This window comes from Qingshengfaniella alkalisoli, assembly GCF_007855645.1.
GTDB lineage: Bacteria > Pseudomonadota > Alphaproteobacteria > Rhodobacterales > Rhodobacteraceae > Qingshengfaniella > Qingshengfaniella alkalisoli.
In genome coordinates, this window is the sequence record NZ_CP042265.1 from 160,885 (window position 1) to 175,937 (window position 15,053).

General features: G+C 59.7%; 18 protein-coding genes. 15 read left to right on the forward strand and 3 right to left on the reverse strand.

Annotation, left to right across the window (positions count from 1 at the left end; translation table 11 throughout):
* Positions 1-171: 171 nt before the first annotated feature.
* Entirely contained in the window at positions 172-309 is a 138-nt protein-coding gene (locus FPZ52_RS19020) for a hypothetical protein (protein WP_168201410.1), read from the reverse strand.
* A gap of 386 nt (positions 310-695) precedes the next feature.
* On the opposite strand from FPZ52_RS19020, the gene phnC reads away from it, so the two are divergent.
* The 5 genes from phnC to FPZ52_RS17240 all read left to right on the forward strand — a co-directional run bounded on the left by phnC (position 696) and on the right by FPZ52_RS17240 (position 5,364).
* Positions 696-1,511, forward strand: coding sequence for a phosphonate ABC transporter ATP-binding protein (phnC, locus tag FPZ52_RS17220; protein WP_146366837.1), 816 nt, complete (start codon positions 696-698; stop codon positions 1,509-1,511).
* 59 nt (positions 1,512-1,570) lie between these two features.
* Entirely contained in the window at positions 1,571-2,479 is a 909-nt protein-coding gene (gene phnD, locus FPZ52_RS17225) for a phosphonate ABC transporter substrate-binding protein (RefSeq protein WP_146366838.1), read from the forward strand.
* A gap of 72 nt (positions 2,480-2,551) precedes the next feature.
* Positions 2,552-3,424 carry a phosphonate ABC transporter, permease protein PhnE gene (gene phnE, locus FPZ52_RS17230; RefSeq protein ID WP_146366839.1) on the forward strand — a complete coding sequence of 291 codons (873 nt, stop codon included), beginning with the start codon at positions 2,552-2,554 and terminating at the stop codon, positions 3,422-3,424.
* Positions 3,421-4,734 (forward strand): phosphonate ABC transporter, permease protein PhnE, encoded by a 1,314-nt coding sequence (phnE, locus tag FPZ52_RS17235; RefSeq protein ID WP_146366840.1) that lies wholly within the window; start codon positions 3,421-3,423, stop codon positions 4,732-4,734. Before phnE (FPZ52_RS17230) ends, phnE (FPZ52_RS17235) begins: the two co-directional genes overlap by 4 nt.
* 12 nt (positions 4,735-4,746) lie before the next feature.
* On the forward strand, positions 4,747-5,364 hold the full coding sequence (locus FPZ52_RS17240; RefSeq protein ID WP_146366841.1) for an LbetaH domain-containing protein: 618 nt from the start codon (positions 4,747-4,749) through the stop codon (positions 5,362-5,364).
* On the opposite strand, the gene phnF is transcribed toward FPZ52_RS17240, so the two are convergent.
* Positions 5,361-6,080, reverse strand: coding sequence for a phosphonate metabolism transcriptional regulator PhnF (phnF, locus tag FPZ52_RS17245; RefSeq protein WP_146366842.1), 720 nt, complete (start codon positions 6,078-6,080; stop codon positions 5,361-5,363). The two genes, FPZ52_RS17240 and phnF, sit on opposite strands and share 4 nt — an antisense overlap.
* Positions 6,081-6,175: 95 nt before the next feature.
* Here phnF and phnG point away from each other — a divergent pair, with 95 nt between their 5' ends.
* Genes phnG through ilvA form a run of 10 tightly spaced genes read left to right on the forward strand, consistent with a single transcriptional unit; the run spans position 6,176 to position 14,243 of the window.
* Positions 6,176-6,637 carry a phosphonate C-P lyase system protein PhnG gene (gene phnG / locus FPZ52_RS17250; protein WP_146366843.1) on the forward strand — a complete coding sequence of 154 codons (462 nt, stop codon included), beginning with the start codon at positions 6,176-6,178 and terminating at the stop codon, positions 6,635-6,637.
* Positions 6,634-7,200 carry a phosphonate C-P lyase system protein PhnH gene (phnH, locus tag FPZ52_RS17255; protein ID WP_146366844.1) on the forward strand — a complete coding sequence of 189 codons (567 nt, stop codon included), beginning with the start codon at positions 6,634-6,636 and terminating at the stop codon, positions 7,198-7,200. The genes phnG and phnH overlap by 4 nt, the downstream gene beginning before the upstream one ends.
* Entirely contained in the window at positions 7,200-8,279 is a 1,080-nt protein-coding gene (locus tag FPZ52_RS17260) for a carbon-phosphorus lyase complex subunit (protein ID WP_146366845.1), read from the forward strand. Before phnH ends, FPZ52_RS17260 begins: the two co-directional genes overlap by 1 nt.
* Complete coding sequence (locus FPZ52_RS17265) at positions 8,279-8,875, forward strand: HAD family hydrolase (protein ID WP_240804551.1); 597 nt, start codon at positions 8,279-8,281, stop codon at positions 8,873-8,875. The genes FPZ52_RS17260 and FPZ52_RS17265 overlap by 1 nt, the downstream gene beginning before the upstream one ends.
* Entirely contained in the window at positions 8,872-9,735 is an 864-nt protein-coding gene (locus FPZ52_RS17270) for an alpha-D-ribose 1-methylphosphonate 5-phosphate C-P-lyase PhnJ (RefSeq protein WP_146366847.1), read from the forward strand. Before FPZ52_RS17265 ends, FPZ52_RS17270 begins: the two co-directional genes overlap by 4 nt.
* Positions 9,732-10,502 (forward strand): phosphonate C-P lyase system protein PhnK, encoded by a 771-nt coding sequence (phnK, locus tag FPZ52_RS17275; RefSeq protein WP_146366848.1) that lies wholly within the window; start codon positions 9,732-9,734, stop codon positions 10,500-10,502. The genes FPZ52_RS17270 and phnK overlap by 4 nt, the downstream gene beginning before the upstream one ends.
* 26 nt (positions 10,503-10,528) lie before the next feature.
* Positions 10,529-11,206 carry a phosphonate C-P lyase system protein PhnL gene (gene phnL / locus FPZ52_RS17280; RefSeq protein ID WP_146367129.1) on the forward strand — a complete coding sequence of 226 codons (678 nt, stop codon included), beginning with the start codon at positions 10,529-10,531 and terminating at the stop codon, positions 11,204-11,206.
* Positions 11,203-11,784 (forward strand): phosphonate metabolism protein/1,5-bisphosphokinase (PRPP-forming) PhnN, encoded by a 582-nt coding sequence (gene phnN / locus FPZ52_RS17285; protein ID WP_146366849.1) that lies wholly within the window; start codon positions 11,203-11,205, stop codon positions 11,782-11,784. Before phnL ends, phnN begins: the two co-directional genes overlap by 4 nt.
* Positions 11,785-11,802: 18 nt before the next feature.
* Entirely contained in the window at positions 11,803-12,945 is a 1,143-nt protein-coding gene (locus FPZ52_RS17290) for an alpha-D-ribose 1-methylphosphonate 5-triphosphate diphosphatase (RefSeq protein WP_146366850.1), read from the forward strand.
* A 50-nt stretch (positions 12,946-12,995) separates the two neighbouring features.
* Positions 12,996-14,243, forward strand: a complete 1,248-nt coding sequence (ilvA, locus tag FPZ52_RS17295) for a threonine ammonia-lyase IlvA (protein ID WP_146366851.1) — start codon at positions 12,996-12,998, stop codon at positions 14,241-14,243.
* A 329-nt stretch (positions 14,244-14,572) separates the two neighbouring features.
* On the opposite strand, the gene FPZ52_RS17300 is transcribed toward ilvA, so the two are convergent.
* Complete coding sequence (locus FPZ52_RS17300) at positions 14,573-15,022, reverse strand: NUDIX domain-containing protein (RefSeq protein WP_146366852.1); 450 nt, start codon at positions 15,020-15,022, stop codon at positions 14,573-14,575.
* Positions 15,023-15,053: the final 31 nt, after the last annotated feature.

Below are 15,053 nucleotides of genomic sequence, written 5' to 3' on the forward strand. Positions count from 1 at the left end.
CGTCCCTGAGCCCATCCAGCGCGCGCCGATCATCGGCGGATAGATGCCCAGACCAGACATCTTCATGCGCGCCCGGATCACGCGTCGGGCACGCCGTTGCAGTTTCGTCCGGTCCTTTCCCTGATGTGCAGCGCGTACAAGTCTTCGTTCCAGCGCAGTTCGTCTTCAAGGTCATCGGGCACAAGAGGAGAAAACGCCGTCCTTTACTGCCCGGAGCTTGCGCAGGTGCCACTCAAAGCGGCGCTCGATGTCGAGTTCGGTCTCGCCGGGTTCCAGGAAGCTGGCAGCAATGAACTTGATCTTTGTCATGGAGGTCCTTTCTGGCGCGTCGCACCAAACCCTCAGGCAGCTGTTCTGCAAGAGGGACGTGTTGGAAAGAACCCGGCCGGGGTGGAGGTGAGGGATGCCGAAAGCGCCCATAGTCGTCAATGGAGACACTCAAAGGTGAGCCTGTGCAACTGGGCTTGAAGGCTCCCAAACCCATAACGCGCCAAGCTATTGAAATTAAACGCAACTGCTGACCGCAGCGCGACTAATGGTCATTAATCCTGTGCCGGAATGGTCAAATTACCCCCGAAATGGACATTATATGGTGGGTCCAACAAGCCCCCAGCGTTACAAATCCTTCGCATTTTCGACATATCCCCGCGACAAAAGATGTCTAGTTGTCGCCTCGTTCAAGATGAGGTCCGACGATGTTCGAAATAAGGTCCCTGATCAGAAAATTCGGGGAAAAGACGGCAGTAGACAAGGTATCGGTGTCGATTCCCGACGCTGCCATGATTGGAATCATCGGGCGGTCCGGTGCCGGTAAATCGACCCTGCTGCGAATTTTGAACCGTATGACGGACGCGACGTCCGGTGAAATCCTGCATGAAGGCCGGAATATCCTGTCGCTGCGCGGTGCGGACAAGCGCGCGTGGCAATGCGATTGCGCGATGATCTTCCAGCAGTTCAACCTCGTGCCGCGCATGGATGTGGTCTCGAACGTGCTCCATGGCACGCTGAACCGACGATCAACCCTCTCGACAATGTTCAACCTGTACCCGCAGAACGACATCCACCGCGCGATCGACATCTTGGATCGCTTGGGGATCGCCGAACAGGCCCCCAAGCGCGCAGACGCGCTTTCAGGTGGTCAGCAGCAGCGTGTCGCGATTGCGCGGGCGCTGATGCAGGACCCGAAGATCATCCTGGCGGACGAGCCGATTGCATCGCTCGACCCGATGAATGCGACCATCGTCATGGACTCGCTGCGTCGGATTCATGACGAGGATGGTCGCACCGTGATCTGTAACCTCCATACGCTCGATACAGCGCGTCGCTATTGCGACCGCGTGATCGGTATGCGCGATGGTCGTGTCGTTTTCGATGGTTCGCCCGAACAGCTTACGACAGGTGCGGCGCGCGACATCTACGGCGCGGGTGCGGATTTTTCCGAGGCCGCCACATCCACCGATATTGGTGCGCTAGAGAAACCGGGCCGCCAGCCCGACCTCGTCAGCGCCTGACACAGTTCATCTGTCCGGGACCGGGTTGGTCGCGGCGTTTCAACCAGGAGAGAGTAAAGATGAAACAACTGATCGCACTTGCCATGACGACGACGGCGCTTGCCACGTCCGCTTTCGCTCAGGGCGAAGAGATCACGGAGTTCCGGATCGGTCTGCTGGGGGGCGAAAACGCACAGGACCGCCTGGCCAATAACGAGTGCCTGCGGGCCTATACCGAAGAGGCTTTAGGCGTTGAAACCTCGCTGTTTGCACCTGCAGACTATAACGGTGTTATCCAGGGTCTGCTGGGCGGCACGCTGGACATGGCCTGGCTGGGTGCGTCCGGCTACGCGGCTGTATATCTCGAAGATCCGGAAGTCGTGGAACCGGTTCTGGTCAAGACCAACCTCGACGGTTCCTATGCTTACCATTCCATCGGTTTTGCCCGCAAAGACAGCGGTATAACGTCGCTGGAAGACATGCAGGGCAAAGTGTTCGGCTTCGGTGATCCCAACTCCACCTCCGGTTATCTTATCCCGTCGGTGGAAATTCCGCAGCAGACCGGGTCGACAATGGAGCCGGGCGAGTATTTCGGCGATGTCGTTTTCACCGGCGGCCACGAGCAAACCATCGTTGCCGTCAACAACGGCGATATCGACGGCGGTGTGACCTGGGCCGACGGCCAGGGCAACTGGGAAGACGGCTACAATTCCGGCGCGCTGCGCAAGGCCGTTGATGCAGGTCTCGTCGACATGAACGATCTGGTGGAGATCTGGCGCTCCAAGCCGATCCCGGAAGGTCCGGTCGTCGTTCGCTCCGCGCTGCCAGAAGACGTTAAAGCCAAGATGATCGCGCTGGTCGAGAACCTGCAGGAAACCGACCCTGATTGTGCCTACGGCGTTGCGGCCGGTGAAACCGCCGGCTTCACTCCGATCGATCACTCCGCTTACGAGACGATCATCGAAGTGCGCAAGGCACAGTCCGAGTAATCCGACTGATCTCTTGTTCGGGCTCCGCATCGCGGGGCCCGTTCGTTCATTCTCAGGACAACAGAATACCCGATGACCGATACCGCATCAGCAGCCAGCGAAGTAGGGGCGATTAGAGATCACTATCTCGAGCTGACCCAACGCAGAAGGCTGTATTCAGGGATTACCCTGTCCATCTTCGTGCTTCTCATGGCGTCAGGCTTCTACACGGCCAATGACCTGAACGCGGGGGGCTTCCTGCGCGGGATCGGTAATTTCTTCGACTTCCCTGCCAGCGTCGTCGGTGAGGCAATCGAAGAATGGCGGCAGATGCCGGGTCATCTTCTGACCTACCTGCCAGACCTGATCGAGACGCTGAACATCGCCGCTGCTGCCACGCTGATCGGCGCGCTGTTCGCCATTGCTTTCGCGCTGCTGTCCACGCGAGGGCTGGCCCCGTTCCCGTGGCTTATCCCCGTCATTCGCCGTCTGATGGATGTGATGCGCGCGATCCCCGACATCATCATCGCGCTGATGCTGATCTTTGTTTTCGGTGGTGGGCCCATCCCCGCCATGGTGGCTATCGCGTTCCACACCGCGGGCGCACTTGGCAAACTGTTTTCTGAGGTTGCCGAAAACGCCAGCCTAAAGCCTGTCGATGGCCTGCAATCGGTCGGCGCATCATGGATGCAACGCATGTATCTGGGCGTGATCCCGCAGGTAGCGCCCAACTGGCTCAGCTATGCGCTACTGCGCTTCGAGATCAACATCCGTGCCTCTGCCATCCTGGGCTATGTTGGGGCGGGCGGTATCGGCTACGAGCTGCGCAACACCATGTCCTGGGGGCAGGGAAAGTTCGATGACGCGGCCGCGATCTTCATCCTGCTGTTTCTTACCATCGTCGTCGTCGACCAGTTCTCGTCACGCGCCCGCCACCGTCTGATCAATGGAGGCGCGATCCGATGACCGACGCAACCGCAAGCGACCTGAAGCTGTCCGCCGACAGCCTGTTCCGCCGCAAACGTAACTTCGCATTCGCAATCCCGGTGCTTCTGCTGGCTTATCTGGCCTATGTCTTCATCGCCTTTGATGTGGGGGGGGTGTTGGGCGGTGCTCGCTGGGACAATGGCGCAACATTGCTTCGCGACAGCTACAGCTTCAAGACCCATGTGACGCGCGACAATCGGACTGCGGGCGTAGACATCGCCATCGAAGGCGAACGCAAAGGTCGATACGCCGAAGGCACCGCGCCCGAATGGGTTACCCTTAGCGGTGCGGAAACCGTGATTGATCTGGGCGAGGGACATATCGTCACGTTTGGTCCGGAGTCCGTAACCTACGACATTCCGGGATACGGCCTGATCGTCACGCATCCGGGGCAGGGTGGTGTGAACGCAGAGCTGCCCGAAGGCGACGTGCCCGAATGGATCAATGCCTCCAAGAACCGGCTGGCGATCACCACCGATGCCGGGCGACTGACGGTCACGCGCAACCGTTCCGAGGTGTTCAGGTATCAAAACGGCTGGGAGCTGTTTTTCTTCACACTCGACAGCCCCTATTACGGTCTGACATGGCCGGAACTGTGGGACCGGGCTGCGGCTGGCGAAGCAGGCGCGATCTTTGATGCATTCTGGAACAACCGGATGTGGAACCACTCGGCAGTGGCAGAGGCGCTGCTGGAAACGCTACTAATGGCATTTCTGGGGACATGTGGCGCAGCGATTGTTGCATTGCCGCTAGCCTTTCTGGCGGCGCGGAACTTCTCGCGACTTGCTCCGGTGCGCTTCGGAATACGTCGTGTCTTTGACTTCCTGCGCGGGGTCGATGCGCTGATTTGGACCGTTGTTCTAAGTCGTGCTTTCGGATTGGGGCCACTGACGGGGGCGCTGGCGATTCTGCTGACGGATACCGGCAGCTTCGGCAAACTCTTCTCCGAGACGCTGGAAAACGTTGATGAGAAGCAGCTGGAGGGCGTACAATCCACTGGGGCGAAGCCTCTGCAGCGTTATCGCTTCGGTGTCATCCCGCAAGTCACGCCGGTCTTCTTGAGCCAGATCCTTTACTTCCTGGAATCAAATACCCGCAGTGCCACGATAATTGGAGCGATCACGGGCGGCGGCATCGGGCTATTGCTGACACAGGCGATGACTACCCAGAAGGATTGGGAAGAGGTTACCTACTATATCATCCTCGTGATCATCCTCGTGATGCTGATGGACTGGGTGTCGGGCATTCTTCGGCGGCGCCTGATCGGATCGTCGGAAGACAAGCACTAAGCAGGACAAGATATGAAGAAACTGTCTTCGAGCGAGCCGCTCATCCATGAGGGCTGCAGTATCACCGATTCCAGTTTTGGCGCTTTCGTCGAAATCGGCAAGAACAGCACGCTGAACAACGCGACATTCGGTGACTACTCCTATTGTTCTCGCTTGTGCGACATCGCCAACGCCGAGATCGGCAAGTTCAGTAACATCGCCAGCTTTGTTCGCATCGGCGCGACCGACCACCCCCTGGATCGCGCGAGCTTGCATCACTTCATGTACCGATCCGGCGATTACTGGGAGGATGCGGAACACGACGCCGATTTTTTCGCGCATCGCAAATCACGCGGCGCTTGGATCGGCCATGACACCTGGCTTGGTCACGCTTGCCAGGTCAAGCCGGACGTAAGCGTTGGCGACGGAGCTGTCGTGGCTTCGGGTGCGATCGTTACGCAAGATGTGGATCCTTACACCATCGTCGCGGGCGTGCCGGCCAAACCGATCCGGCGACGTTTAGACCCGGCGCTGGCCGACAGACTGATCGCGCTGGCGTGGTGGGACTGGCCGCATGATCGGATCAGAGGCGCGCTGGAAGACTTCCGTGCGCTGCCTGTCGCGACGTTCATTGAAAAATACGAAGGTTAGCTTCCGTCGCCTTCGACCGTCAGGCTGATGCGATCACCCGCAAACCAGGTCCGTCCATACTCGATCGGTGTGCCATCCGCGTCGGTGTTCACGGCCACAGACCGCAGTACGGGCGCACCTTCTTGGATTCGCAGATGGTTGGCGACAGTTGCGTCCGCCAGCTTTGCGGTCAGTTCGGTGCTGCGCCGCAAGTGGTCACCCACCTCGTAGGACATGGTAACTTCTGATATCGAAGGTGTCACCGCAAGGCGATCAAGCATCCCGGGGAAACGATCCGCTGGAAAAACGCTGCGCGCCAGCGACACCGGGACATCATCGGCCAGCGATATACCTTCATAGACATGCACCATGGTTTTCAGGGGCCTCTCCAGTGCCTTTGATTCCCGCTCGTCGGCCGGTCGGGTGGTCAGCGACAGGATTTGCCGTTTGGGCGTCTGTCCTGCTGCGATCAGGTTCTGGTTGAAACGCACCCTGCGTCCAATGGGGTAGTTGGTCGGGCGGGCAGCAACGAACACGCCCGCCCCGCGCCGCGAATAGATCAGGTCGTCTTCGACGAGGCCAGATAACGCATGGCGCACCGTGTGGCGGTTCACGCCGAAGCGCTGCGCCAATTCGGCTTCGGTCGGCAATTTCTGCCCGGGTGCGTAGTGCCCCGCCGCTATGTCAGCCTTCAGCGTCTCGGCGATGGAAAGCCATAGCGGCGTCGATCTGGTCATGTCGTAAAACTTTCACTCTTCTTTGCTTGTTCGGACACGCAGGAAAGCGTAGATATTTGTCTAGTTGTATAGGAAATGTCATCCGGAACCTCAACATGACCAATAACTACGGCGCAGCCCAAGGGGATCGCAAGGCTTGGATGTCACTGATGGCGCGGGCGCCGTCGGGGCGCTTGACGGAACTCTGCAGTGAAGCGGAGTTTGAAGCGCAGGGCGATTTCATCCGCGCGCCCGAAGTTGGCAGTGTCATGGTGCGTGGCCGCATGGGGGGGACGGGCGACGCGTTCAATTTGGGCGAGATGACTGTCACCCGCTGCGCGATATCGCTCGCTGATGGTGTCGCCGGTCATGGCTATGTACAGGGCCGCGACAAGGATGATGCGGCATGGGCCGCACGGATGGATGCTCTGATGCAGACATCGCAAGCAGCGCGGGTTCAGCGGTCGGTGCTGAAGCCGCTGGCGGACGAGGAGCAGGACCGTCGGTCGCGCCGCGCCAGGAAGGCAGCCGCAACCAAGGTGGAGTTCTTCACCATGACACGCGGAGAAGACGAATGAGCGCCGACGTATTGAAAGGCGGTTTCGCTGACCCGCCGCGTGATGCAGCGCATATGTTCCGCAAGATTCTTGATGTCATGGCACGCCCCGGAAAGATTTCGGAAATTGGCGGCGTGGCCGCACCAGAGCCACTGTCGAAGGCGACCGCGGCTGTCCTGCTGACAATGTGCGACGCAGATACGGGTATTTTTCTCGGCGAGCGCCTGGACGCTCCGGCTATTCGCGAATGGATTGCATTTCACACCGGCGCACCCATCGTTTCGGCGGCGGAATGTGACTTTGCCTTCGGGTCTTGGGACGACTTGGGGTCGTTGGATCAATTCCGCATCGGTACCGCCGAGTATCCGGATCGTTCGGCAACGCTGGTGGTGGAACTGCCGGAACTTGAAGCGCAGGGCGCCCGCCTGTCTGGCCCCGGCATCAAGGATCACGGCTTCCTGTCGCTGCCGGATGTCGCAGCGTTCCAGCGTAACAACGCGCTGTTTCCCTTGGGCCGCGATTTCATTTTCACCAGCGGCGACCGCATTGCGGCCTGTCCACGCAGCACGAAGGTCGATGCCTGATGTATGTCGCAGTAAAGGGCGGTGAACGCGCCATCGACAATGCCCATGCGTGGCTCGCCGAAGAACGTCGCGGTGCGCCGGATGTTGTCGAGTTGTCCGTCGAACAGATCCGTGAACAACTTGCCATAGCGGTGAACCGGGTGATGGCCGAAGGGTCGCTCTACGATCCCGATCTGGCCGCGCTTGCGATCAAGCAGGCGCGCGGCGACATGATCGAGGCGGTGTTCCTGATGCGGGCCTATCGCACGACCTTGCCGCGTTTCGGCACGACCTTTCCGGTCGACACTGGCCAGATGCGTTGCGTACGGCGCGTGTCGGCGACATTCAAGGACTTGCCCGGCGGGCAAATCCTTGGCCCGACCTTCGATTACACGCACCGTCTGCTCGATTTCAAGCTGGCGGCTGAGGGTGACGTGACCCTGGCGCCCGAAGCAACGGAAGCGGCCCCCGAGGTTCCGCATGTGACCGAGTTCCTGAACTCCGAAGGTCTGATTGAAGAAGAATGTCGCACCGATGCGGAACCGCCGGATCTGACGCGTGAACCGCTGGAAACGCCAGCGAGCCGGGCCCTGCGCCTGCAGACGCTGACACGCGGCGATGAAGGGTTCCTGCTCAGCATGGCCTATTCGACCCAGCGGGGCTACGGGCGCAACCATGCCTTCGTGGGCGAGCTGCGCATCGGTGTCGTGTCCGTCGAAATGGACATTCCCGAACTCGGGTTTTCCATTGCAATCGGCGAAATCGAACTGACGGAATGCGAAACCGTGAACCAGTTCAAGGGATCAAAGACCGAGCCACCGCAATTCACGCGCGGCTATGGTCTGGTGTTTGGCCAGTCCGAGCGCAAGTCTATCTCCATGGCCTTGGTGGATCGTGCGCTTCGCTGGAAGGAACTCGGCGAAGACGACAGCGGCGCACCCGCGCAGGACGAAGAATTCGTTCTCTACCATGCCGATAACGTTCAGGCGACGGGCTTTCTGGAACATATCAAATTGCCCCATTACGTTGATTTCCAGTCGGAACTGGAACTCGTGCGCAAACTGCGCCGGGAAGTCGCAGCCAAGGATGAGGTCACGTGATGCGTGCAGTTGTGTTCGATATCGGAGGCGTGCTGATCCAGTGGGACCCACATCTGGCGTGGATTGATGAGATGGGTTCGCGCGAAGCGGTCGCTGAATTTCTCGACCGGATAGATTTTTCTGCGCGCAATTTGCGCGGAGATCAGGGTGAACGCTTCGCTGATCTGGCGGCGGAGCTGGACAATGAAGCGGACCGCGCCCGTCTTGCCGCCTATGTAGAGCGATATCACCTGACCGTGCCCGCGAAAATGCCGGGGACGTGGGGTATACTGTACCGTCTGAAGAATCGGGGCGTAGAACTCCATGCCATCACCAATGTGTCTGCGGAAACATGGCCCGCAGAAGTAGAAAAGTTCCCTGAACTGGGCACGATCTTTGGCGTGGCGGTCGTATCCGGGCAGGAGCGGATGTTGAAGCCTCAGCCGGAGATTTTTGCGACTTTTTGCGACCGGGCGGGGCTAAAGCCGAAGGACTGCCTGTTCATAGACGATCGCCCGGACAACGTGGAAGCGGCCTGTGCCTTCGGGATGGACGCCGTCCAATTCACAAATGCACAGATGCTGGAACATGATCTCATTGCAAGGGGGTTGCTATGAGCGATCAGTACAACTTCGCCTATCTGGACGAACAGACGAAACGCATGATCCGCCGCGCGATCCTGAAGGGCATTGCGATCCCCGGATATCAGGTACCTTTTGCGAGCCGGGAAATGCCCATGCCCTATGGCTGGGGAACCGGCGGTGTGCAGGTCTCCGCCGCTGTGCTGACACCTGACGACAAGATGAAGGTCATAGACCAGGGTGCGGACGATACGACGAATGCCGTGTCTATCCGCAAGTTTTTCGAGCGAACGGCAGGTGTGACGACGACGGAAGAGACGACGGAAGCCACCGTCATCCAGACGCGCCACCGCATACCAGAAACACCGCTGACAGAGGGGCAGATCCTCGTCTACCAGGTGCCCATCCCTGAACCACTACGCTTCCTGGAGCCCCGCGAAAGCGAGACACGCAAGATGCATGCACTGGAAGAATACGGGTTGATGCATGTCAAGCTTTACGAAGACATCAGCCGCCATGGGCATATTGCCACGTCCTATGCCTATCCGGTGAAGGTCGAGGGGCGTTATGTGATGGACCCGTCCCCCATTCCAAAATTCGACAATCCAAAGCTGGAAATGGATGCGATCCAATTGTTCGGTGCGGGTCGTGAACAGCGCATCTACGCGATACCGCCATGGACCAAGGTTGTTTCGCTCGATTTCGAAGACCACCCTTTCGAGGCCAGTAAAGCCGACCACCCCTGCGGGCTGTGCGGTGCGACAGACAGCTATCTCGACGAGGTCATCACCGATGACCAGGGTGGACGGATGTTTGTCTGTTCCGACACCGATTATTGCAATTCCCGCCGTGACCAAGGTCATCTTGGTGAACTGGCCGAGGAGACGGCGGCATGACTCCCCTTCTGTCTGTACAGGACATTACCAAGCGCTATGGCAACCATCTGGGGTGCGGTGATGTCAGCTTTGAGTTGTATCCCGGCGAGGTGATGGGGATCGTCGGCGAAAGCGGCTCGGGCAAGTCCACTTTGCTTAATTGTATGGCGGGCCACCTGACACCGGATGCGGGCCGCGTGATCTTCGATACCCGCGTGGATGGCCCGAAAGACACGCTCACCATGTCGGAACCGGAACGCCGGATGCTGAGCCGCACCGATTGGGCCTTCGTGCACCAACATGCCCGCGACGGGCTGCGGATGGGCGTTAGCGCCGGCGGCAATGTCGGTGAACGACTGATGGCCACGGGTGCGCGCAACTATGGCGACATTCGTAACAAGGCGATCGACTGGCTGGGGCGCGTCGAGATCAGTGAAACGCGCATTGATGACCGCCCCACGACCTTCTCGGGCGGCATGCAGCAGCGCCTTCAGATCGCGCGCAACCTGGTGACCGGGCCGAGGCTCGTGTTCATGGACGAACCCACGGGCGGGCTCGATGTATCTGTTCAGGCGCGGCTTCTTGACCTGCTGCGCGGGCTGGTTCGGCGCATGGGGCTGAGCGCGATCATCGTGACCCACGACCTTGCCGTGGTCCGCCTTCTGGCCGATCGGCTGATGGTGATGAAAGACGGCAACGCAGTGGAAAGCGGCCTGACCGATCAGGTGCTGGACGATCCGCAACACGCCTATACACAATTGCTTGTAAGCTCGGTCCTGCAGGTCTGATGCGCGGAGAAGAAGACATGACGGCAATGATCCAGATCGAAGACCTCAGCAAGACCTTCACCCTTCACAATCAGGGCTGCGCGGTGATCGAGGTGATGAAGGGCGCGCATCTATCCGTTGCAGCCGGGGAATGCGTTGCCCTGACGGGCGCGTCGGGGTCGGGCAAATCCACCCTCATGCGCATGATCTACGGCAACTATCTTGCGGCCAGCGGGTCCATTCACATCGGGGATGTGGATATCACGCAAGCCGATCCGCGCGAAATCCTTCGGCTGCGGCGTGAAACTCTAGGCTATGTCAGCCAGTTCCTGCGTGTCGTGCCGCGCGTGCCGACGCTCGACGTGGTGGCCGAACCGCTCCTTGCGGTCGGCCGTGACGAGGAAGAAGCGTGCGACATCGCCCGAGACCTGCTGCGCAAGCTGAACATCCCTGAAACGCTGTGGGGCTTGTCACCCACGACATTCTCCGGCGGTGAACAACAGCGGGTGAACATCGCACGGGGCTTTGCCTACAGCTATCCAGCCCTGCTGCTCGACGAACCGACCGCAAGCCTCGACGCCCGCAATCGTGAAGTGGTCATGGAACTGATCGAACAGGCGAAGTCCCGCGGCGCGGCCATTGTCGGAATTTTCCATGATGAAGCCGCCCGCGACCGGGTTTGCGACCGACTTGTCGACGTCACCAGCTTTTCGCCAGTGTCATGACGTGGGGCCGCATCATAGCCGTTGTCGGCCCCTCCGGCGTCGGCAAGGACAGCGTTATACGCCGACTGTGCGCCGTTGGTTCAAATTTGCAATGCGTGCGCCGTGTGATCACACGCCCTTCGGATGCGGAAAGCGAGGATTTCGAAGGGGTTTCGGACGAGGAGTTTTCTGCACGTCTGGCCGCAGGGGACTTCGCTTTGCACTGGCGAGCGCATGGGTTGAATTACGGGGTTCCCGCGACCGAACTGGCAGTGATCTCCCAAGGCGTCGACATCCTTGTGAATCTCTCTCGCGCTGTGCTCCACGATGCAGCCGAGAGCTTCTCGGACATGGAAGTCATCAGCCTGACGGCGTCCCCTGCAACGCTCGCCGCGCGCCTCAAGGGACGTGGTCGTGAAACCGCAGAAGACATCGGTCGCCGATTGTCGCGATCAAATGACGATTGGAAACGCACACTTCCCGATCACGTTTTGATCCACGAGATTGCCAACGACGGATCGCTTGACGATACCGTTCGACACCTGCGGGCGCGGCTGTGTCCGAGTTCCCGCCCCTTCACCCATGATGCCCCGAACTGACAGAGCGTGCCTGACAAAATGACTACTGAAACTATTTTCACCAATGCGCGCATCGTTCTGGCCGACGAGGTCATCGACGGCTCCTTGACCGTTCGCGATGGTATCATAATCGGAATCGAGGTGGGAAAGCGCTCCGCCTCCAACACGGTGGATTGCAACGGTGACTATCTAAGTCCGGGCCTGATCGAATTGCACACAGACAACCTCGAACGCCATATCGAACCGCGACCCGATGTCGACTGGCCCCATGCCTCGGCAATCATCGCGCATGACGCGGAACTGGCGGGTGTTGGCATCACCACCGTCTTCGATGCGTTGCGGCTGGGTGTCATCGCGAATGTCAGCAACTCGGAACGCCGCTATGCCCGCCAGTTGGCCACGGAACTTATCGAGATGAGGTCTGAAGCCGCGCTCAAGATCAGCCATTTCCTGCATTTGCGGGCAGAGGTCTGTTCAGAAACGTTGATGGAAGAACTGGACGAATTCGGACCCGAAGACCGTGTCGGCATCGTCAGCCTGATGGATCACACGCCGGGCCAGCGCCAGTTCCGCGACATCGACAAGCTGCGGGCCTATGTTATGGGCAAACGCGGGCTGAACGAGGAACAGTTTCAGGACCACGTGGCCTCGCTGACTGCGCTGCGCGACCGGCACGGGGATCGCCACGAGGCTGCTGTGGTTGAAGCCGCTTCACGCTACGGCGCGGTACTGGCCAGCCATGACGACACCACTGCTGACCATGTCGATCTGTCGGCAAGCTACGGTGTCGGTCTGGCGGAGTTTCCCACCACGCTGGAAGCCGCGCGTCAGTGCCACGCACAAGGGATCGCCGTGATGATGGGCGCGCCGAACCTGATACGCGGCGGGTCGCATTCGGGCAATGTCGCAGCGGCAGAGCTGGCAGAAGCCGGCCTGCTGGACGTCGTGTCCTCAGATTACGTCCCCGCCGCGTTGTTGCAGGCGGCAGTGTTGCTGGGCGATCTGTGGGATAACATTGCGCGTGGCTTGCATACCGTCACGGCCGCGCCCGCTAAAGCAGCCGGGCTGACGGATCGCGGTAGCCTGGACATTGGCAAACGCGCCGACCTGTTGAGGTTCCAGCGCAAGGGACGGCTCGTCCTGCCGCGCGGCGTTTGGGTGCGCGGCGCACGCGTGGCCTGAGATATCGTTTCAGACTTGAGTCTTGGTGGCAAAAGGGTCATTCGGGCGGCATGACAACCTTTGCTGATGCCGCCCTTGCCGCCACGGCCCGGATGCGTGCCGTCTTTGATGCGACGCCGCTTCAACGCAACGCCTATCTCAGCGCGAAATTCGACGCAGATATATGGCTGAAGCGCGAGGATCTGACGCCTGTGCGGTCCTACAAGTTGCGCGGCGCCTATAACGCCATGCGCAAGGTGCGTGCGATCACACCTGATCAGCGGCAGTTCATCTGCGCCAGCGCCGGCAATCACGCGCAAGGCGTCGCCTATGCCTGTCTGCATTTCGGGGTTCAGGGCACTATCTTCATGCCCGTCACGACACCCAAGCAGAAGATCGACAAGACGCGCGCCTTCGGACAGGATGCCATCGAGATCCGTTTGGTGGGCGACTATTTCGACGACACGCTGGCCGCCGCGCAGGCCTACTGCAACGAAGTGGGAGGGCATTTCCTTGCGCCCTTCGATGACCTCGATGTGATTGAAGGGCAGGCCTCGGTGATGGTTGAAATCCTCGACCAGATCGACGCGACGCCCGACATGGTGATCGTTCCCGTCGGCGGTGGCGGGCTGTCGGCAGGCATCAGAACCTTTCTGGCAGAGGTGGCCCCCGATGTCGCCCTGCGCTTCGTTGAACCCGCAGGCGGCACCAGCCTCGCCGCGGCGCTGAGCGCAGGCCAACCCGTTACACTTCCGTCCGTAGACAATTTTGTCGATGGCGCGGCTGTCGCCCGCATTGGCGAAAAACCCTTTGCGGTTTTGTCGGACGTTTCGGTCAAACACGTGATCGCCGCGCCGGAAAACCGCATCTGCGGCACGCTTCTGGCAATGCTGAACACCGAAGGCATCGTGCTCGAACCAGCAGGCGCATTGTCGGTCGATGCGCTTGAAGACCTGCGCGACCAGATCAAGGGAAAGACGGTTGTCTGTGTAACGTCAGGCGGCAATTTCGACTTCGAGCGCCTGCCTGATGTTCGTGAGAGGGCACAGCGGTTCAAGGGCGAAAAGAAATACTTCATCCTGCGCTTGCCTCAGCGGCCCGGCGCGTTGCGCGACTTTCTGAACATACTCGGGCCGGATGATGACATCGCGCGTTTCGAGTATCTCAAGAAATCGGCCCGCAATTTCGGTTCTGTTCTGATCGGTATAGAAACCACCGATCCGGCAAACTTTTCCGCGCTTTTTGGGCGATTGGATGATGCAGGCTACGTCTATCAGGACATTACCGACAACCTGACCCTCGCCGAATTCCTGATCTGAGCTGTGTTCACCGTGCGTTGGGACGTGTCATGCGATCCAAACTTCGATAATTCACTCGCATAAACCGGAGCATCCACACGTGGGTTGCGACGGATCTTCTGTCTTGCTGGAAAGCGGGGAGAAGGAAGATGGCCCATTCGGAGTGGTGTGAACTCACGGTGAATCGCAATCGCCCGCTGGAAGGCGTTTTTCCGATGCAGGCTTCTTCGCGCTTCTTAAACGAACCGCAGGTCTCCAGGGGGCGAAGTGCTGGTGGACCTGGCTACCGCCGTCGATCTGTTCACGGCGGTGCAGGAACGCACCGATGACTTGTCTGTGCTGGTGTTCGACTATCGCAACGAGGACTGATCGAGCACCGAGGCCAGTATCTCACGGTCGCCCTCACCGGCCAGGACCTCCAGCGCAATCCCTGCCGACAGCCAAACTGCCGTATGGCCGTCCTCTGAAGGAGGAGCCAGTCGATGCACTGCGCGGGACAGGTAGATGATGCAAACCTTCTCCGCCCATTTGTCGTAGTCGGGCATGAATACGAAGCGGCGATACGCTGTCAGCCGCCGAACGGGACGAATCCGCCAGCCGGTTTCCTCGAACACTTCGCGATGCAGCGCCTGCAAGGGCGACTCGCCGGGGTCGATTCCACCACCCGGCAGTTGAAATTCTGGCGTCGGCGCCATCTGATGTGTCAGTAAGATGTTTGAGCCTCGCGTCACAATGGTGTACGCGCCCGGTCTGATTTCGTATCTCTGACCCTGAACAACCCGCTCGCCGAATCTGCGCATCTCTTGGACCTTTGGATATCCTGCCTATATT